This is a genomic window from Pseudoxanthomonas daejeonensis, from assembly GCF_010093205.1.
In the GTDB taxonomy this organism is placed as follows: Bacteria; Pseudomonadota; Gammaproteobacteria; order Xanthomonadales; family Xanthomonadaceae; genus Pseudoxanthomonas; species Pseudoxanthomonas daejeonensis.
This window is the reverse complement of the sequence record NZ_PDWN01000005.1, coordinates 44976-64953: the sequence shown is the minus strand read 5'-3', so window position 1 is coordinate 64953 and position 19978 is coordinate 44976. Positions and strand designations below refer to the sequence as shown.

Annotated in this window: 13 protein-coding genes; 3 read left to right on the top strand and 10 right to left on the bottom strand. The window is 70.8% G+C overall.

Features of this window, described 5'->3' with window-relative positions:
• Nucleotides 1-133: 133 nt before the first annotated feature.
• Nucleotides 134-2848 (top strand): phosphoenolpyruvate carboxylase, encoded by a 2715-nt coding sequence (gene ppc, locus CSC65_RS06410; RefSeq protein WP_162409612.1) that lies wholly within the window; start codon nucleotides 134-136, stop codon nucleotides 2846-2848.
• Nucleotides 2849-2931: 83 nt separating this feature from the next.
• Here ppc and metK read toward each other — a convergent pair whose 3' ends face one another.
• On the bottom strand, nucleotides 2932-4152 hold the full coding sequence (gene metK / locus CSC65_RS06405) for a methionine adenosyltransferase (protein WP_162409610.1): 1221 nt from the start codon (nucleotides 4150-4152) through the stop codon (nucleotides 2932-2934).
• A 378-nt stretch (nucleotides 4153-4530) separates the two neighbouring features.
• Between metK and CSC65_RS06400 the strand changes: the two genes are divergently transcribed.
• Entirely contained in the window at nucleotides 4531-5352 is an 822-nt protein-coding gene (locus CSC65_RS06400) for a UDP-2,3-diacylglucosamine diphosphatase (protein ID WP_162409608.1), read from the top strand.
• Nucleotides 5353-5392: 40 nt separating this feature from the next.
• Here the strand turns inward: CSC65_RS06400 and CSC65_RS06395 are convergent, their stop codons facing one another.
• From CSC65_RS06395 to CSC65_RS06375, 5 genes are all read right to left on the bottom strand, one after another.
• Nucleotides 5393-8242: a TonB-dependent receptor plug domain-containing protein gene (locus CSC65_RS06395; protein ID WP_162409606.1), complete on the bottom strand. Its 2850-nt coding sequence runs from the start codon at nucleotides 8240-8242 to the stop codon at nucleotides 5393-5395.
• 86 nt (nucleotides 8243-8328) lie between these two features.
• Nucleotides 8329-12657 carry a WD40 repeat domain-containing serine/threonine protein kinase gene (locus tag CSC65_RS06390; protein ID WP_162409604.1) on the bottom strand — a complete coding sequence of 1443 codons (4329 nt, stop codon included), beginning with the start codon at nucleotides 12655-12657 and terminating at the stop codon, nucleotides 8329-8331.
• Complete coding sequence (locus CSC65_RS06385; protein ID WP_162409602.1) at nucleotides 12654-13388, bottom strand: hypothetical protein; 735 nt, start codon at nucleotides 13386-13388, stop codon at nucleotides 12654-12656. The genes CSC65_RS06390 and CSC65_RS06385 overlap by 4 nt, the downstream gene beginning before the upstream one ends.
• Nucleotides 13389-13439: 51 nt before the next feature.
• Complete coding sequence (locus CSC65_RS06380; protein ID WP_162409600.1) at nucleotides 13440-14153, bottom strand: RNA polymerase sigma factor; 714 nt, start codon at nucleotides 14151-14153, stop codon at nucleotides 13440-13442.
• A gap of 144 nt (nucleotides 14154-14297) precedes the next feature.
• On the bottom strand, nucleotides 14298-14669 hold the full coding sequence (locus tag CSC65_RS06375) for a hypothetical protein (protein ID WP_162409598.1): 372 nt from the start codon (nucleotides 14667-14669) through the stop codon (nucleotides 14298-14300).
• A gap of 165 nt (nucleotides 14670-14834) precedes the next feature.
• On the opposite strand from CSC65_RS06375, the gene CSC65_RS06370 reads away from it, so the two are divergent.
• The gene (locus CSC65_RS06370) at nucleotides 14835-15887 is read left to right on the top strand and encodes a metal-dependent hydrolase (RefSeq protein ID WP_162409596.1); all 1053 of its coding nucleotides are present in this window, start codon (nucleotides 14835-14837) and stop codon (nucleotides 15885-15887) included.
• A gap of 16 nt (nucleotides 15888-15903) precedes the next feature.
• Here the strand turns inward: CSC65_RS06370 and CSC65_RS06365 are convergent, their stop codons facing one another.
• From CSC65_RS06365 to CSC65_RS06350, 4 genes are all read right to left on the bottom strand, one after another.
• Nucleotides 15904-16245: a hypothetical protein gene (locus CSC65_RS06365; RefSeq protein ID WP_162409594.1), complete on the bottom strand. Its 342-nt coding sequence runs from the start codon at nucleotides 16243-16245 to the stop codon at nucleotides 15904-15906.
• Between the two features lie 186 nt (nucleotides 16246-16431).
• The gene (dusB, locus tag CSC65_RS06360; RefSeq protein WP_162409592.1) at nucleotides 16432-17430 is read right to left on the bottom strand and encodes a tRNA dihydrouridine synthase DusB; all 999 of its coding nucleotides are present in this window, start codon (nucleotides 17428-17430) and stop codon (nucleotides 16432-16434) included.
• Between the two features lie 9 nt (nucleotides 17431-17439).
• The gene (locus CSC65_RS06355; protein ID WP_162409590.1) at nucleotides 17440-18405 is read right to left on the bottom strand and encodes a ribokinase; all 966 of its coding nucleotides are present in this window, start codon (nucleotides 18403-18405) and stop codon (nucleotides 17440-17442) included.
• 84 nt (nucleotides 18406-18489) lie between these two features.
• Nucleotides 18490-19788: a NupC/NupG family nucleoside CNT transporter gene (locus CSC65_RS06350; RefSeq protein ID WP_162409588.1), complete on the bottom strand. Its 1299-nt coding sequence runs from the start codon at nucleotides 19786-19788 to the stop codon at nucleotides 18490-18492.
• Between the last annotated feature and the right edge of the window lie 190 nt (nucleotides 19789-19978).

Genomic DNA, 19978 nt, shown 5'->3' with positions numbered 1-19978 from the left:
GTCGTGGCGACGGGTCGCGCCGGTCCGTTTGCGCTGGAGTGGTGGCGCATTGGGTGCTGCTGAAACTTTTGCGGCGCCGCACAAAACGCGGCTAAGCTCGGGGGATCGTCTTCCTTTCCCGTAGCGCGTGTCGATGAATGCTCCCCGCCAGCTCGAATTCGCCCCACCGGACCTGCCGCTGCGCGACGACGTGCGGCGGCTCGGCGCGCTGGTCGGCGACATGCTCGCCGAGCAGGTATCGCCGGCCTTCCTCGAGGAAGTGGAGCGGGTGCGCACCACGGCGATCGCCCGGCGCCAGAACGGTGGTTCGATGGCGTCGCTGTCGGCGCTGCTGGACGGGCTGGAGCCGGTGCATGCCGAGGCCCTGGTGCGCGCCTTCAGCACCTACTTCCAGGTCGTCAACATCGCCGAGCGCGTGCACCGCATCCGCCGCCGCCGCGACTACCAGCGCGCCGACACCGGCAAGCCGCAACCCGACAGCCTGCACGATGCGCTGCACCGCTTGAAGCAAAAGGGCGTTTCTCCGGAGGAGCTGCGCGACTGGCTGGAGCGCATCGACATCGAGCCGGTGTTCACCGCGCACCCGACCGAGGCGGTGCGGCGCGCGCTGCTGGAGAAGGAACAGATCATGGTCGCCGCGCTGGTCGATGACCTCGACGGTGGCCGCACGCCCGGCGAACGCGCCGCCGACATCGCCCGCTTCCGCATGGCGCTGACCTCGGCCTGGCAGACCGCCGACTCCTCGCCGGTGCGCCCGGGCGTGGAGGACGAGCGCGAGCATGTCGGCTTCTACCTGACCGAAGTGCTGTACCGGGTCATGCCGGTGTTCTACGAGACGCTGGAACACGCGATCGGCGAGAGCTTCGGCATCGCCACCGACCTGCCGCGGCTGCTCCGCTTCGGCACCTGGGTCGGCGGCGACATGGACGGCAACCCGAACGTCGATGCGAACACGATCCGCAATACGCTCGACGCACAGCGCCGCGCGATCCTCGGAAAATACCTGGGCGAGCTGCAGCAGCTGACCACGGTGCTGAGCCAGTCCACCGGCGTGGTCGGAGTCGATCCGCAGGTGCTTGCCCAGGTCGAGCGCTACCGCGAGTTGTTGCCGCAGGCGGCCGCAGCCGCGCGCCCGCGCCACGCCGACATGCCGTACCGCCTGCTGATCGACCTGATGCGCGCGCGGCTGCAGGCCACCCTGGACGACCGCGCCGAGGGCTACGGCTCGCCGGCCGAGTTCGGCGACGACATCGAGCTGATCCGGCAGAGCCTGGAGAACCACCGCGGCGTGCATGCAGGCTGGTTCTCCGTGCGACGCCTGGTCTGGCGCCTGCGCACCTTTGGGTTCCACCTCGCACGGCTGGACGTGCGCCAGGAGTCGAGCATCCACGCGCGCGCGGTGGCTGCGGCGCTGGGCGAGGAGGACTGGGAATCGCGCGATGCGGTCGACCAGGCGGCGCTGCTCGGGCCCTACGCCGGAGGCGACACGGCGCTGCCGCAGGTCGACGAGCCCGGCAACGCGCGCCTGGACGCGGTGTTCGCCGCGCTGGGCGATGCCCGCCTGCGCCACGGTACCGACGCGCTGGGCGCCTACATCATTTCCATGGCGCGCAGCCGCGCCGACGTGCTGACCGTGCTGGCATTGGCACGGCGCGGTGGCCTGGTCGATGCCGAGGGCAACGTGCCGCTCGACATCGCGCCCCTGTTCGAGACCGTGGACGACCTGCGCCACGGCCCCGATACGCTGCGCGACCTGCTCGCCGACGCGGTGTACCGCCGGCACCTGGCCGCGCGCGGCAACGTGCAGATGGTGATGCTGGGCTACTCGGACAGCGGCAAGGACGGCGGCATCGCCGCTTCTCGCTGGGGGCTGCAGCGTGCCCAGGTGGAACTGATGCAGGCGGCCGAAGAGCTCGGCATCAAGCTGACTTTCTTCCACGGCCGCGGCGGTTCGATCAGCCGCGGTGGCGGCAAGACCTCGCGGGCGGTCGATGCGTCGCCGCGCGGGAGCGTCGATGGTCGGCTGAGGGTGACCGAGCAGGGCGAGGCGATCCACCGCAAGTTCGGCATCCGCGCGCTGGCCCTGCGCTCGCTGGAGCAGGCCACCGGCGCGGTGCTGGTGTCCAGCATCCGGCCGCGCGAGCCGGAGCCGCGCGAGGCGCGGTGGCGCCAGGTCATGGCCACGGTGGCCGAGGCCAGCAGCGGCGCCTATCGTGGTTTCGTCGGCGCACCGCGCTTCATGGACTATTTCCGCAGCGCGACGCCGATCGACGTGATCGAGCGCATGACACTGGGGTCGAGGCCGTCGCGCCGGCTGGGCCAGGATGCGGCGCTGTCCAACCTGCGCGCCATCCCCTGGGTGTTCGCGTGGAGCCAGGCACGGGCGGTGATCCCCGGCTGGTACGGTGTGGGTAGCGGACTGCAGGCCGCGGTCGGGGAGTACGGCGAGGACGCGCTGCGCGAGATGGGCCGCGACTGGCCGTTCTTCAAGACCTTCCTCGACGACATCGCCATGGTCCTGGCCAAGGGCGACATGGGCATCGCCGGGATGTTCTCGCGACTGGCCGGCGACGCGCTGCACGGCGAGTTCTTCCCGCGGATCGAGGCCGAGCACGCGCTCACGCGCGACTGGGCGATGCGCCTCAACGGCAACGAATGGCTGCTGCAGCACGACCAGCGCCTGGCGCTGTCGATCCGCCTGCGCAACCCGTACGTGGATCCGATCAGCGTGCTGCAGGCGGACCTGCTCAAGCGCTGGCGCGCCAGTGGACGGGAGGACGAGACCTTGCTGCGCGCGCTGGTGGCCAGCGTGAACGGTGTTTCGCAGGGCGTGCAGAACACCGGCTGAGTCGCTGCAGCACCAGGCGCGGGCGTCAAAAGAAACGGGCCGCTTGTGCGGCCCGTTTCCACGTCCGGCGATGAGCCGCGCGCTTACTTCAGCTTGGCGTCCGCGCGCAGGGCATCTGCGCGATCGGTCTTCTCCCACGAGAACGCGGTGGCGGTCTGCTTCTTGCCGGCGCCGTCGGTGTAGGTGACCTGCTGCGGCTTGCGGCCGAAGTGGCCGTAGGCAGCGGTGAGCTGGTACACCGGGTGGATCAGGTCGAGCATCTTGACGATGCCATACGGGCGCAGGTCGAAGTGCTTGCGGATCAGCTTCTCGATCTGCTCGTCGCTGATCTTGCCGGTGCCGAAGGTGGTGACCGAGATCGAGGTCGGCTCGGCCACGCCGATCGCGTAGGAGACCTGCACTTCGCAGCGGTCGGCCAGGCCGGCGGCGACGATGTTCTTGGCCACGTAGCGGGCGGCATAGGCGGCGGAACGGTCGACCTTCGACGGATCCTTGCCCGAGAACGCACCGCCGCCATGGCGGGCCATGCCGCCGTAGCTGTCGACGATGATCTTGCGGCCGGTCAGGCCACAGTCGCCCACCGGCCCACCGATCACGAAGATGCCGGTCGGGTTGATGTGGACCTTCTTCTTCGGCAGCGTCTCGAGCCACTTCTTCGGCAGCACCGGCTTGAGAATGTGCTCGTACACGCCCTCGACCAGGTCCTTCTGCTTGATGCCCGGGTCGTGCTGGGTCGACAGGACCACCGCGTCCAGGCCGAGCACGTTGTGCTCGTTGTCGTAGCGCAGGGTGACCTGCGACTTGGCGTCCGGGCGCAGCCAGGGCAGCGGCGAGTTCTTCTTCTTGCGGACCTTGGCCTGCTGCTCGACCAGGCGGTGCGAGTAGTAGATCGGCGCCGGCATGAATTCCGGGGCCTCGTTGCAGGCATAGCCGAACATCAGGCCCTGGTCGCCCGCGCCCTGTTCTTCGGGCTTCTTGCGGTCCACGCCGGCGGCGATGTCCGGCGACTGCTTGCCGAGCATGTTGATGATCGCGCAGGTATGGCCGTCGAAGCCCACGTCCGAATTGTCGTAGCCGATGTCGTTGATGACCTTGCGCGCCAGCGACTCGATGTCGACCCAGGCATTGGTCGTGACTTCGCCGGCGACGATCGCCGCGCCGGTCTTCACCATCGTCTCGCAGGCCACGCGCGCGCGCTTGTCCTGGGCGAGGATCGCGTCGAGGACGGCGTCGGAGATCTGGTCGGCGATCTTGTCCGGATGGCCTTCGGAGACCGATTCGGAGGTGAAGAGATAGCTGGACATCGGGCTATATCCTTGCATTCGGATGGAGAGATGGGTGCGCATGATACACGGGCGCCGGGTGGGGTGCATTGTGCCGGCGTGGCGGTTGACCGGCTGTTAAGCCGCCGGCGCCGGGCCACTTGCACCGCGTCACCGGGCCGTAGCCTCGCCGCAACCGGATTGACGCGTCCGCGGCGCAGGCTGCGCGGCAGGCAGGCCGTCGAGGACCCCGATGCGCAGCAGCGACTCCATGCCGGAAAGCCCGGCCACCCAGCCGGCGCCGCGCGGCCGGCGGATCCCGCCATCATCGTGCCCGCAGATCGGGCTGCGCGGGCATCGGCGTCTACCAAGGCTGCCGGCGCCGGCAGCGCCGCCGGCCACGCTCGGGGAGGGCGGCGCATGAGCCCCGCCGCGGTGGACCTGCCGCCGCGGCACCGGGCGGTGTTCATTTCCGATGTACATCTCGGTTCGCGCCACTGCCACGCGGCCGAGCTGGCCGATTTCCTCGGCCAGCTGCGCTGCGCAAAGCTCTACCTGGTGGGCGACATCGTCGACTTCTGGTGGATGGCCCAGCGGCGGGCGAGCTGGGGCGCCGCGCAGCAGCGCGTAGTCGAAGCCCTGCACGCGCTGGCCCGCGGCGGCACCGAGCTGGTCTACGTGCCGGGCAACCATGATCGCCCGGTGCGGCGCTTCTGCGGCCTGGTGCTGCCGGCGATGCAGCTGCGCCGGCGCGCGATCCACGAGACCGCCGACGGCCGCCGGCTGCTGGTGACGCATGGCGACGACTACGACGGCATCACCCATTTCGGCGGCCTGCAGGAGCGCTTCGGCGACTGGCTGTATTACCGCATCCTCACCGGCAACCGCCTGACCAACGCCGCGCGGCGCCGGCTTTGCCTGCGCTACTGGTCGCTGGCAGACTGGCTGAAGCGGCGCAGCGGCGCGGCCGAGCGTTACATCGACCGCTTCGTGCAGGCCGGGCTCGACGACGCGCGCCGGCGTGGCCTGGACGGCATCGTCTGCGGCCACATCCACCGCGCCGGCCTGTGCGAACGGGACGGGCTGGTCTACGCCAACGATGGCGACTGGGTGGAAAGCCTGACCGCGCTGGTCGAGGCCATGGACGGCAGTCTGCGCCTCGTGTCGCATCGCGGCGACACACTGGCACGGGTGCCGGCGCGCATGCGACCTGTGCGCGAGGAGCTCCGCGGCGCGGCGTGACTGCCGCGACGGCACGATGAGCACAGCCGGCGCGGGTGAGTCAGAAGCGCTGCCGGTAGCCCGCATGCCAGAAGCGCCCAGGTACGTCGTAACTCGGGTCGTAGGAGTTGATCGAACTGTAGGCGACCGGCGGGTCGTGGCCGAAGGCGTTGCTGACGCCGAGGCTGAAGACCATGCCCGCGCGCGGCTGCCAGCGCAGCTGCAGGTCGGTGTAGAGGCGCGCATCGATGATGTGCACGGGCGCACCGAACAGCGGGCTCTCGACATCCGGGCGGTCGCATACCGAGGGGTCGCCTGCGCGCTGCGGACCGTCGCAGCTTTCGTCCAGCGCCGGGTAGTAGCGCAGGCGCACGGTGCCGCCCCAGCGGGACCGCTCCCAGTCCAGCGACAGCAGCGAGCGCAGCCGCCAGCCGGGATCGAGGAAATAGTAGTTGCCGGCCAGCGGACTCGGCGGCGCGCCCTTCGGGACTTCCAGGTCGCTGCGCACCAGGTAGACGCTGTCCCAGCGCAGGCCGAAGTCGCCCCAGTCGCTGCTCCAGCGGTAACCCAGGCCCAGGTCCCAGCCTTCGACCTGGTAGCGGCCGAAGTTCTGCAGGCGCGCATCGATCTCCAGCAGCTCGCCGGTGGCCGCGTCGCGGCGCAGGAATGCGCAGGCGCTGTCCAGACCTTCCTCGTAGCAGATGGAGGGCAGGACCGATGCCGGGATCGCGTAGATCGTTTCTTCCAGGTCGATCCGCCACCAGTCCACGCTGAGTTCCAGTCCGGCGATGCGCGCCGGGCTCCAGACCACGCCGGCGCCGCGGTTACGCGAATGCTCCGGCTGCAGGTCGGGATTGGCGCCAAGCCGGACCTCGGGCCCGACCTGCGGATCGAAATCGTCCAGGGGCACGCCGGCCGCGGCGCAGCGTGCAGCGACTTCGCCGCTTGGCTGGTTGGCGCAGGGGTCGAAGGGAAGGAAGTCCGTGGTTTCGCTGGTGCTGAAGCTGCTGGCGTAAAGCTCGGTGGTAGAGGGCGCGCGGAAGCCCTGCGACCAGTTGGCGCGCAGCAGCAGCGCAGGCACCGGCTGCCAGGCCAGTCCCGCCTGGCTGTTGGTGGTGGAACCGAAGTTGGAGTAGCGGGAGTGGCGCGTGGCCAGGTTGAGGCTCAACGCATCCGCCCAGGGCCGGCCCGCCAGCAGCGGCAGTTCGAACTCGAGGAAGGCCTCGTCAACCCGCGTTTCGCCGGCGATCGGGTCGTAGGGTGTGTTGCCGAAATCGAAGGCATGGTCGGCCAGCAGTGGATCGGGCGTCAGCCGGCCGCGCTCGCGGCGGTGTTCCAGCCCGGCCACCGCCGCGACCTGGCCCGCCGGCCATTCCAGCAGCGCGCCGCCGATGCGGAACGCGATGTCGCGCAGGTCGCGCTCCTGCTGGATCCAGCCGTCGGCGCTGATGCTGGCGTACATGGCGTCGGTGAACCCGTCGCTGCCGTGCAGGAAGTCCAGCGGCACGCAGCCGGCAACCGGCGCGGCCGCGCTGCCGCAGGTGGCGACGCCGCGGCTGTCGAGGAACGAGGGGCCTACGCCGCGCGCCACGGAGCCCAGGTCGAAGCCGCCGCTGATGTCCTCGTCCACCCGGGTGCGTGCGTCGATCACGCCCAGCTCCCAGTCCAGCACGCGCCCGCCCGGCCGCCAGATGCCGGCGAGGGCCAGCGAGACGTAGTGGGTGGCCGCTTCCTGCTCGAAGCGGCGGTCGCGGTTGAGCGGGCGGAATGCCAGGAAGGTGACCGCCTGGCCGAACGGGTTGTAGACATTGGCGGCGTCGATGTCCGGGCCCGCATAGGGATCATTGCCGGCCAGCGTCAGCCCGGCCGGCGCCAGTTGCTGGCTGGAACGGCGCCGGTGCAGCAGCACGTTGGCGTGGACGGACAGGTCCGCTGCCAGGTCGTAGCGTCCCTGCGCGAACAGCGCAGTGTGCGTGTACGGCGTGCGCAGGTAGGTCTGTTCGGCGTAGTTGTAGCCGTCGCGGCTTCCGTCGAACCGGCGATGCCCTGCCAGCGCCGGATCCCAGGTCAGCTGCCCCGGGCTTCCGTCGGGCATGCGGTTGCCATTGCGGCCGAAGCCGATCCTTCCCTGCGGCGTGTTGGCGGAAGCCCCGGCCGAAGTGTCGTTGGCCGGAAAGCCATACATCGGCACCGCGGAAATCGCACGGTCGCGCGCCAGGATCGGCTGCTGGTCGGAGAACGACAGGTTCAGCGCGACGCTGCCGCGCTCCCCGAGCCGGCCCCAGCTGAGGTCGGCGCTGCGGCGCTGGCCATCGCCCTGCTCGTTGCTGGCGTAGAGCACGCCGGCATCGACGCCCTCGAAATCGTCGCGGGTGATGACGTTGACCACGCCGGCGATCGCGTCCGACCCGTAGATCGCCGACGCACCGGCAGTCAGCACCTCGACCCGCTCGACGATCGCCAGCGGGATGCTGCCGACATCGACCGCGCCGTCGAGCGTGTTGACGTAGCGGCGGCCGTTGAGCAGCACCAGCGTGCGCTTTGACTCCAGATTGCGCAGGTCCACGCGTGTCTCGCCATTGCCGCCATTGTTGTAGTCGCTGTTGAGGTCGGAGACGTGCTGCGGCAGCTGCTGCAGGATCTCGCCCAGGTTGCTCAGGCCCGTCCGCAGCAACTCATCGCGCTGAAGGACCAGCAGCGGCTGCGCGGTTTCCAGTTCGACCCGGCGCAGGTGGCTGCCGGTGACCTGCAGGCGTGGCAGCTCGGTGGTCGCGGCGGCGTCTTCGCCGTCCCTGGCGGGCGCGGCCACGGCGCTGCCGATCGACAGCGCCAGTGTGCAGGCCAGCGCGATCGGGGCGCGTGGTCGGAGCTGCGCGGATCGGGTACGCGCTGCGAACGCCTGCCGGATCACGGCGCAGGCACCGCCACCGCCACCGGCCGATGGCGCAAGTCCGTAGCCGGCCAGCGGGCGAGGTCCTGCAACTTGCGTTCTCCGCCTCATTCGCGCTGCCCCGGCCGGGAGGACGGTGCCGCATCGGCCAACGGATCGAGGGTGATCGCGGCGATCACCACCGGGCGATCGCCTGCCAGTGGCGAGGTGGCGCGCACTTCGATCGCGGCCAGCTCGCGGGTCGGATGCGGATTGTCGATGCGCGTGCCATACAGCTGCATCTGCGCGTTGTACGACACCTCCAGCTCGGGCAGCGACCCGGACCAGGGCATCGACATCGACGGCTGGTCGATCCATCCGGCGTGGCCGCCGCCGATGGTGCCGAGCCGCAGCGGGACCTCGGCCTGGCTGCCGTCGCTGTAGGAAAATCGCAGGCGTGCGGCCGGGTCGTCGCCGGTGCCGGCTGCGGGAGCGCCAACCTGCGCGCCGAGCACGTGGGCGGCGGCGTACCGGCCGGGCTGCACCGGCAGTGGTCCGGTGCTGTCGCTGCGGCCCTGTGCCGGCGCGTTGCGGTCATTGGCGGACGCACGCAGGTCGACCACGCCGCGCAGGTCGTAGTCCACGCCCTGCAGCCGTTGCACGCCGAGCGGCACGGCGCACAGGTTGCCGAGGCCTTTCGGCCTGGAACCCCAGGACGACCGTTGCAGTTCGTGCAGCGAGGCGGTGTAGCGGCTGCCCAGGTCGAGCAGGCGGGCGGGGGTGTCCGCTGCCCGCGGCGGCAGCGTGCCGGGTGCGGCCAGGCAGGACCACGGACCCGGTCGTGGCCCGCCCACGGCCGACGTGTCGTCCCGTTGCAGGAACGAGGCCCTGAGGGCGGGCGAGGGCAGCCGGAATTCATCGCCCGGCACCGGTGCGAGCAGGGCTGCCTCTTCCGCGACCAGCGCCGGCTCGCGGGCTTCGGGCGCGAGCGACCAGACCAGCCAGCGCCCCAGGGCGGTGCGCGCGACCAGGGCCCGCGCATCGGGGCTGAAGGCAAGCTGGGCGACGGCGTCGGGAATGCGCACCTGGGCGCGCAGCGCGGGGCCGAGCGGCGCGCCGGTGTCGGCATCGAACAGCATCACCCCGTCGGCCAGCGCCTGGGCCAGAACGCGGCCATCGGCGCTGAAGGCCTGCGCCCGTGCCAGGTGGCCCAGCCGCGGCTGGGTCATCGGCAGGCGCTTGCCATCGCGGTCGATCATCAGCGACCGGTTCGAGGTCGAGGTGCCGCCCGGGTTGCCGCTGATCGCGATGCGACCGTCCTGCACGCGTGCCAGCAGGTCGTCGGCGCGCAGCTTGAGCGGTTCCTCGCCCAGCAGCCGCCCGTCTGCCAGCGACCAGCGCCGCAGCGCGTTGTCGACGCCCGATTCCACGCGTTCCAGCATCTGCACCAGCTCGCCGTGCACGCGGTCCTCGATGCCGGAGGCCACCTGCCAGCCGTAGTCCGGGATCGGGAAGCTGCGCAAGGGCTGGCGCAGGTCGGCCAGGGCGTACAGATGGGTGGCGTCCGCCACGCTGACCAGCAGGTGGCGGTTGTCGGCGGTGAGGTGGGCGCTGTCGAGCAGCAGGTCGCCCGCCGGGCCCAGCGGCTGGCCGCTGGCCAGGTCGTGCGCCTGCACCCGCTGCAGCCCGGGCGGGCGTGTCTGCGGACTGGCCCAGCGGCTGACGACGCTGCCGCCGTCGCTGGCCAGCCACAGGTCCATCGGGCTGCCGCCCAGCATGATCGGCGGATAGCGCAGGGCGCCGTTGCGCCAGTCGAACACGTGCAGCTCGCGTCCACTGCTGGCGACCAGGGTGCGGCCATCGGCGGCGAGCGCGGCGAACCCGACGGGCTGCGGCAGCCGCATCCGTGGCGAAAGCGCCTGGCCGGACTGCGCATCGAAGATCCAGGTGTCGTGGCCGTCGACCGCCACCAGGTGCCGGCCGTCGAAATGCAGCGTCGCTTCGCGCTGGGTGGGTCCCAGGTGTGGTCGCAGCGGCGCTGCCGGCAGGCGCCACAGGCGCAGGCTGCCGTCCTGCGCGCCGGTCGCCAGCAACTGGCGTGCCGGATCGAAGCGGCTGGCGAAGCGGGGAACGAACGAGTGGTGGGTGATCTCCGGCGATTCCATCAACGGCGCATCGCCAAAGCGATAGCCGCCCGACATCGACCACAGCGTCACCCGGTCCGACTCCATCAGCAGGGCGCGGCAATCGTCGCTGCCGGTCTCGCATTCGAACTGGTGGCCCCACAGCACCGCCGGATCGCGCGCCATGTAGTACATGCCGGCGCCATCGGGAATGCCGAACACGAAGAATTCCGAACCCACCGTCGCCGCCAGGTGGCGCCCATCGCCGCTGAATTCGAGCCACGTGGCTTCGCCGCCGGTGGGCGGGAACAGTGTCCGGGTGCTGCCATTGCCGGCATCGACCAGCAGGGTTTCGCCATCGGCCCGGCCCAGCGCCAGCCAGCGCGCATCCGGGCTGATCGCCCATGCCGTGTAGCGTGCGCCGCTTTCGGCTGCGGGCACGACGTGGCGTGGCTGCAGCGTGCTTGGATCGAGGACGCCGATGCTGCCGTCACCGCGGTGCATGGCGATGAACACCAGTCCTGGTGCGATCAGCCAGCCGGGCCGGAATCCGGCCAGCGGCGCGTCCATCGCAGGCCCCAGGGGTTGCCAGGTGCTCGCGTCGTACAGCCGGAACCAGCGCTGGCCCAGGTCGGTCAGCACCACGTGGCGTCCGTCGTCGCTCCAGCTCTCGCTGCGGACCGTGTCGCCGCCGGGCACCTGCGTCTGCTTGCCATCGGCCAGCGCCAGCCGGTAGCCCTGGAAGCCGCTGGGGCGGATCTGCAGCATGCTCCAGTGCTCGCTGACCAGCAGGTGGCGCATGTCCGGGGTGAAGTGCAGGCGCCGCAGCTGGCCGTCGGTGCTGGGTTCGTGCAGCGCAAGCTCCACGCGCCAGAGCTGGCGCAGGCTGGCGACCTCGTACAGCGCCACCGTGTTCGGCTCCAGGCCCAGCGCCAGGTAGCGTCCGTCCGGGCTGAGCGCGAGCACGTGCACCGCGGCGCCGACGTCGATCGCTTCCAGCAGTGCCGGGACCTGTGCCTGGGCCACGCGCAGGCGAAGACGTTCGGTCGCCTCGGCCGCCGCCGCCCCGTGTGCGCGCTGTTCGGCCAGGTTGGTGGCCAGTAGCGGCAACGCCGCGAAGCCGCGCTGCTCCTCGAAGTGCCGCCAGGCGGTTTCGTGGCGTTGCGCCCACAGGTGGCCGCGTGCGCTGGCGGCGCTGGATTCGGCGCGCTGCCATTGCCAGGTGCTCGCCACCAGTCCGGCCAGCAGGGCGAAAGTCGCCAGTGCGCTTGTGGCCGCGATCGCCGGCTCGCGGTGCATCCAGCGCCACAGCCGTTGCCACCTGCCCAGCGGACGCACGCTGACCGGACGATCCTCCAGGAAGCGCCCCAGGTCGTCGGCGAGCAGGCGCGCGTCGGCATAGCGTTCCGAGGGTTCGCGGGCCAGGCATTTCAGGCAGATCTCTTCCAGGTCCGCCGGGATGTCTTGGCGATGGCTGCCCGGTCGCGCAAGCCTGCCATGCAGCACCTGGTCCAGGGTTTCCCTGGGCGTGGCCGCGCTGTAGGGCGGATGCCCGGTCAGCAATTCGTAGAAGATCGCGCCCAAGCCGTAGATGTCGGTGGCGACGCTTAGCCGGTGCCGGCGCAGCTCGACCTGTTCGGGTGCCATGTAGCTGGGCGTGCCGGAGATCTCGTTGCCGTCCGTGGCCAGGGTGCTGTCGATGCGCCGGGCCAGGCCGAAATCGGCCACGTGAGGCTCGCCGTTCGCATCGGTGAGCACGTTGCCGGGTTTCAGGTCCAGGTGCAGCACGCCCAGGCGGTGCGCATAGTGCAGCGCCTCGGCGATGGTGCGGACCATCCGGGCGGCCTCGCGCGGCGGCAGCGGTCCGCGCCGCGCCAGCAGCTGCGCCAGGCTCGGGCCGGTGAACAGCGCCATGGAGAAATAGTTGAGCTCGTCGTGGATGCCGATCTCGTGGATCGCCACGATGTTGGGGTGCTGCAGGCGGGCGGCCGACTGCGCCTCACGCTGGAAGCGCGCGATGAAGTCGCGCGATGCCCAGGGACCGGCGGAGAGCAGCTTGATCGCCACCTCCCGGTCCAGGCTCTTCTGCCGGGCGCGGTAGACCACGCCCATGCCGCCGGCGCCGATCTCCTCGAGCAGTTCATAGTCGCCGAACGCGCGCTGTTCCGGGTCGGACAGGTCGAGCTCGAGCGCCTCGATCGAGAGGAAGGCCAGGTGCCGCGTTACCCCGGCCTCGGTCGCCCGGATCCGGCGGCTGTGTCCGAATGCCAGCGACGCCAGCGCGGCCATCGCCTCGCGGTGCCCGGGATCCTGCATTTCGTCGCCGGGGTTCATCGCAGGATGGCCAGCAGGTCCATGCGTTCCTGCACGGTGTCGGCGTCGCTGCCGACGGTCTGCGCCACCTCTTCCTCGACCAGCTCCTGGAACCGCTGGCGCAGCCGCTTCAGGGCCAGCGACAGGACGAGCGGGCGCGTGCCGAGCCTCTGCGCGATCAGCTCCAGTGCGCCCGGTTCGGCTTCGGCGCCCAGGTAGGGCGCCAGCGCTTCGAACATCGCCTCGCGTCCCGCCTGGCTCGCCTCGCGCTGCAGTCGCCGGTAGGCGCCTTCGATCAGCGCCAGCGCGTAGCTGCGCTGGAAGGCATGTGCCGGGCGCAGCGTGCCCGGCTCCTGCCGGTGGCGGCTCTCCAGTTCCGCCGCACCGAGCGGTGGCGCAACCGCCGGTTCCTGCCCGCGTTCGGCGGTGTCGCGCCAGTCGGTATCGAGGAACCGGTGCAGCGCCTCCAGCAGGAATTCGCGGAAGCGCACGTGCGCGCCCGCTGGTTCCAGCAGCGCCGGCGAGCGCAGCAGGTCCTCGAAGAAGGCGACGCAGATGTCCGCGGCTGTGGCGGGCGGGTGCCCGCAGCGGCGCAGGTAGGTATACACCGGGGACCAGTACTGCAGGCACAGCTCCAGCAGTGCCGGGCGTGCCAGCGCGTGGTTCCCGCCTAGCGCCTCCCTGACCACGCTCCAGCGCGTGTCGGCGAAGCGCGAGGTGGCTGGCACCGCACCGGCGGGTTCGTGCTTCATCGATTCCTCCACTGGCCTTCTCCCCAACCATTCCGGAACCGCGGGCGCCGATTACACGGGGCCGGACTCCACCGGCGGGGCGGGCTCCAGGATTCCCTGCAGCGCCGCCATCTCAGCCTCCAGGGCGGCCGCGCTTTCGACGGTGTCGCCCAGTTCGGCGCGGACCATGGCGCGCATCCGGTTGCGCAGCCGGTGGATCGCCACGGCCAGCGTGTTCCGGCGCAGGTTCAGGCGGGCCGAAAGCACGGCGTACTCGCTCGGGTCCGGCGGTTCGAGCAGGAACCCGCGCACCTCGTCGAACAGGGCGAGCTTGCCGGCGTCGATGGCCTCCTGCCGCAGCCGCTCCAGCGCCCGCTCGATCACGGTGAGTGCGTAGTCACGTTCGAAGGCCTGCTCGGGCGTGAGCGCGCCGGCATCGGCCGGCGCGTCGTCCTCGTCGAGTGCGACCAGGACTTGGCCGCCCCCGCGCTTGAGGGCCGTTTCGTGGTCGCGCTGGTTGGCCAGGTGGCGCTTGAGCGCGGTCAGCAGGAACGCGCGGAAGCGCCCGCGCTCCGGGTCGGCCGCCGCGTGCAGGCGATGCACCAGCAGCTGTTCGAAGAAGGCCTGGGCCAGGTCCTCGGCGTCGCTAGGCGAATGCCCGCGAGCGCGCAGGTAGGAGACCACCGGCGACCGGTACGCGCGGCACAAAGTGTCCAGCGCCAGCCGACCGCTGTCCGAATCGGCCCGGGTCTCGATCACCAGGCTCCAGCGGGTGGTATTGAACATGCCTGCCATCCTCCGCGCCGGTTGCCCATCATGGACCGCGCGCTTCGGGGAAGCCGCGCTGCTCGGGGTCCGCCGACGGACGGTGGGGGCGCCATCCCTGCAACCGGGGTCACCCGGACCGCGGTTGCAGGTGGCGCGGCTCCCCTACGGCTGGTCGGTGGTGCGGTCCGCGTCCCCTGAGTCGATGCGGGCGATGGCCCGCGTACCCTGGTTACGCAGTTCGATCGGGCGGCCGGCCATCAGGTCGTTGTAGCGCTGCTCGCCCAGCGCGCTGCGGAACTGCGCCTGCTTGCGGCTGAAGACGCTGCGGTACTCCGGGTAGCCGCTGCGCGCGCCCACCAGCATGCGCACGTGGCGCGGGCTCAGGCCGGTTTCGTCGGCCAGCTGCTTGACCGTGACGTTCGGGTAGGTCACGGACGGGGCGATGACCGGAGCCAGGTCGACGGTGGCGTCCTGCGCGAACGCGCAGGTGGAGCATGCCGACAGGAAGGCGATGGCCAGGACTCTGGTGTTCATGGAATTCTCCTTGGGCGGGGTCGATGCTTGGATGGGAGGGCTTGCGGTGTGCCGGCGCATCCACCGGTATCGATGGATTAAGCAAACCGGCATCGCGATTACAGCGGCCGGCGCGGAGACGCTTCGCTGGGCCGGACGGTGTGGCCTCGGCTAACATCGCCGCCCATGGATTCCCTCACCCAGATACTCCTCGGCGCCGCGGTCGCTGCCGCCATCGCCCCTGCCCACCACCGTCGCGCCGCACTGCTGGCCGGCGCCGCGCTGGGCACGTTGCCGGACCTCGATGCGATTCCGCTCGCCTTGCTCAGCGACGACCCGGTGGTGCGGATGACCGTGCACCGCAGCTTCAGCCACTCGCTGTTCGTACTGCCGCTGCTGGGGCTGGCGATCTGGTGGCTGTTCCGCCGCTTCGGCCACGGGCGCGTCGCCGAAGCGCCACGCCGCTGGTTCTGGGCGATCCAGCTCGCGCTGGTCACCCATCCGCTGCTGGATGCATTCACCGTCTACGGCACCCAGCTGTGGTGGCCGCTGCCGGTGCCGCCGACGATGTGGTCAAGCGTGTTCATCATCGATCCCGGCTACACGCTGTGGCTGCTGCTGGCGTGCGTGGTCGCCTGGTTCGCGCGCGAACGCGTGCTGGCGCAGCGCGCACTGGTGGCCGGGCTGTTGCTGAGCAGCGCCTACCTGGGCTGGTCGTTGCTGGCCAAGGGCATGGTCGAGCGGCAGGCGCAGCAGGACCTGGCGGCGCTGGGCCTGGGCGCTGCGCCGCGCTTCTCGGTACCGATGCCGTTCAACACGCTGCTGTGGCGCGTGGTGGCGATGACGCCGTCGGGCTACGTCGAAGGCGAGCGCTCGCTGGTGGCCGACCGCGGGCCGATCGTGTTCCGCGACTACCCCTCCGACACCGGGGCGCTGGCGCAGGCCGCCGACGTGCCGGCGGTGCGCCGGCTGGGCTGGTTCAACCACGGCTTCATGCGCGCGCGCGAACACGAGGGACGGCTCGAGCTGGCCGACCTGCGCATGGGGGCCGAGCCGGACTATTCGTTCGTGTTCGCCGTGGCGCAGCGCGACGCCGGCCAGGAATGGCAGGCGCTGCCACCCGAACAGCTGCGACCGCCGTGGGAAGCACGGCGGCGGCTGGGTGCGATGTGGCAGCGCATCTGGACGGCGCCGACGGCGTCGTCGGCGTCCGGACCGCAGGCCCAGGCGCGCGACTGACGGCCGTCGGGGCGGCTCAGCCTTCGCTCTGCGCGTCCTGGGTCTTGGCGGCGCGGTCCTGCGCGGCGATCGCGGCTTCGCGGGCGACACGCTCGCGCCTGATCTCGACCGCCGCGGCGACTTCGCCCTCGAGCAGGTACTGGTAGCCCTCCTGGCCGAGCGCGGACTTCAGCTGGCGCTCGACGCGGTCGAACATGATCCGGTACTCGGGGTAGGGCGTGCGTGCGCCCACGACCATGCGGATGTGGCGTTCGCTGACGCCGGTCTCGCGCGACAGGTCGGCGACGCTGGCCTCGTTGGCGAAGGCGGAAGGAACGGCGGCCAGTGCGGCCGCGACAACGGCGATGCGTGCAAACATGACAGCCTCCTGCGGGCGGGTGCCCGTGCGGGGGTGCCGTGGCGGAAAGGGACCACGGGCCGGGTGCTGTCCCGGCGTGCCCAGCGTCGCGCCGCACGTGCGCAGGACACAGTGCCGGAGTGCAGGATGAAGCAAGTCACGTTTACGCGACGGATGGTTACATGAAGCAACTTTCCGTGGCCGTGCTCAGGCCACCGCGGGCAACGAAACAGAGGCGCCATCCCGCAGCGCATCGAAGTAGGCTTCGGTCAGCACGACCTGCTCGCCGGCGGTCTGCGCGCGATTGACCACGGCACGGAACGCGGCATTTTCAGGGCGGTCCTTCGCATACCAGCCCAGGTGCTTGCGCGCGATGCGCACGCCCTGTTCCTCGCCGTAGAACGCATGCAGCGCGTGCAGATGGTCGAGCAGGATGCCGCGGACCTCGTCCAGCGAAGGCGGCGGCAGTTCCTCGCCGGTGGCCAGGAAGTGCGCGATCTCGCGGAAGATCCACGGCCTGCCCTGCGCGGCGCGCCCGACCATCACCGCGTCGGCGCCCGTTTCGCGCAGCACCTGCGCCGCGCGCTGCGGCGAATCGATGTCGCCATTGGCGATCACGGGAATGCCGCGCTCGGACTTGATGCGCGCAATCGTCGCGTACTCGGCCTGGCCGGTGTAGTGCTGGTCGCGGGTGCGGCCGTGCACGGCCAGGGCCTGGATGCCGGCCGACTCGGCGATCCGCGCGATCGCCGGCGCGTTGCGGTTGCCCGCGTCCCAGCCGGTACGGATCTTCAACGTCACCGGCACGTCGACCGCCGCGACCACTGCTTCGAGGATGCGGCCGATCAGCGCCTCGTCGCGCATCAGCGCCGAGCCGGCCCAGACGTTGCACACCTTCTTGGCCGGGCAGCCCATGTTGAGGTCGATGATCTGCGCGCCATGGCCGGCGTTGTAACGGGCCGCCTCCGCCAGCTGGCGCGGATCGGTGCCGGCGATCTGCACGCTGACCGGTTCCGGCTCGCCTGCGTGGTCCATGCGCTGCAGCGACTTGCGCGTGTTCCAGAAGCGCGGGTCGCTGATCGTCATTTCCGATACCGCCAGGCCGGCGCCGAGGCGCTTGCACAGCAGGCGGAAGGGCTTGTCGGTGACCCCGGCCATCGGCGCCAGGACCACGCGCGGCTGGATGGAATGGAGGCCGATGCGCATGCTGCGCCCTCAGGCGCCGAAACGTTCCAGCACTTCGTCGTGGCGCGGCATCGCCGCGGCCGCGCCGCTGCGCTCGGTGGACAGCGCGGCGAACCGGCTGGCATAGCGCACGTGCGTGGCGAAGGCCTGCTCCGGTGCGCGCGCCAGCGAAGCGGCGAGGGCGCCATTGAAGGCATCGCCGGCGCCGGTGGTGTCGGTGGCGGCCACGCCCTCGGCGCCGATGCGGTAATGGGGCTGCGTGTCGCCGCGCAGTTGTTCTTCCGCATGCGAGACGAAGACGCCGACCGATCCCAGGGTGACCGCCACGCTGCCGTGCGGCAGCAGCTTGCGGCACAGCGCATGGAAGCTCGCGCCATCGAGGGCGGCGACCGCTTCGGCCTCGATTCGCTCGCCGACGTGGCGCGCGAGCAGGGCGGCGAACTCGGTTTCGTTCGGGGTCAGCAGGTCGGCCAGGCGCAGCAGGCCGATGCTGCTGGCGGCGTTGGCCGGTGCCGGGTTGAGCAGCGTGGTGACGCCGGCTTCGCGCGCCATCGCCAGCGCGGCTTCAATCGTCTCCAGCGGCGACTCCAGCTGCGCCAGCAGCACCTGGCAGCCGGCAAGCAGGGCGGGGTCGGCGGTGACATGGGCCACGCCCAGGGTGCCGTTGGCGCCGGCGCCGATCACGATGCTGTTGCGCCCGCGCGCGTCGACATAGATGCCGGCGGTGCCGGTGGGCTGGTCGCTGGCCTCGGCCCGCAACTCGATGCCGTCGGCGTCGGCCAGGGCGCGTGCAAGCGCACCGCCCGGATCGTCGCCCAGCGCGCAGACAAAGGCGGTGCCCACGCCGGCGCGGGCGGCGGCGACGGCCTGGTTGAAGCCCTTGCCGCCGGGGCCGGTGGCGTACTGGCCGGCGATCGTCGCGCCCACCGCCGGCAGCTCGGCGCAGCGCCAGACGTGGTCGACGTTGAACGAGCCGACGACGATGACCGGATTCATATGTGATTCCACCTGCGGTATGCCATTACGGAAGAACGGAAAAGGCGGGCCGCCAGGGCCCGCCCGGATGCACGATGGCCGGGCTCAGCTGAAGTGCGTCAGCACGCCGGCGATGGTGGCGGTCATGAAGGTGGCGACCGAGCCGCCCAGCACCGCGCGCAGGCCGAACCGGGCCAGGTCCTGGCGCCGCTCCGGGGCCAGCCCGCCGATGCCGCCGATCTGGATCGCGATCGAGCTGAAGTTGGCGAAGCCGCACAGCGCGTAGGTCGCGATCAGCGCGCCCTCCGGGCTCAGCGCCACGCCGGCGACCTGGCCGTTCACGATCCGCGCCAGCTGGGTATAGGCGACGAATTCGTTGAGCACGACCTTGGTGCCGATCAGCGAGCCGACCGTGGTCGCGTCCGCCCACGGCGTGCCGATCACCCAGGCGATCGGCGCCAGCAGGTAGCCCAGCAGCGTCGACAGGCTGGTCGGCTGACCGAGCGCGGCGGCCACGCCGGTGACATCGCCCAGCCACACCAGCGGCGCGTCGACCAGCGCGATCAGCGCGATGAAGGCCAGCAGCATCGCGCCGATGTTCAGCGCCAGGCGCAGGCCGTCGCCGGCGCCGGCGGCGGCCGCGTCGATCACGTTGGCGGTGGTCTTCTCGACCTCCATCTTCACCGTGCCGCGGGTCAGCGGTTCACCGGTCTCCGGCACCAGGATCTTGGCGATCACCAGCGTGGCCGGCGCGGCCATGATGCTGGCCGCGAGCAGGTGCTTGGCGAAGAAGGCCTGCTGCTCCGGGTCTCCGCCGCCCAGCATGCCCACGTACGCGGCCAGCACGCCGCCGGCGATGTGGGCCATGCCGCCGATCATCATCGTCAGCAGTTCGGACTGGGTCATCTTGGCGATGTACGGGCGCACGGTCAGCGGCGCCTCGGTCTGGCCGATGAACACGCTGGCGCACACGCTGGTGGTCTCGGCGCCGGACACGCGCATCACCTTGGTGATCGCCCAGGCCATGCCGCGCACCACCGCCTGCATCGCGCCCAGGTGGTAGAGCACGCCCATCAGCGCCGAGAAGAAGATGATCGTGGGCAGCACCTGGAAGGCGAAGATGAAGCCGTTCCGCTCGATGTCCATCAGGCTGCCGAAGATGAAGTTGGAGCCCTGCGCGACGAAGCCCAGAATCTTCACGAAGCCATGGCTGAGCCAGTTGAAGACCTGGCGCCCGCCCGGGACCAGCAGCACCACCGCGGCGAAGGCGATCTGCAGGACCACGCCGGTGATCACCAGCTTCCAGTCCACCGCGCGCTTGTTGTTGGAGAACAGCCAGACGATGCCGATCAGCACGGCCAACCCGAACAGGCCGAAACCGATCCGCCCCAGTGCCTCGATCATGGAATCCCCTGCGGATGTTAAATAATTGCGAAATCCTAGCAGGTCAGGCCCCACCCCGTCCCCTCGATCCAGGCTGACTGAACGTCTTCAGCGAGCAGGGCAAAGACCCCGCTCCACGTCGGCGCGAGCGGCGCGCTTGTGCGCTCTGCAGGCCCCAGTCCATGCCACCCACTAGACTGGAGCCATCGTT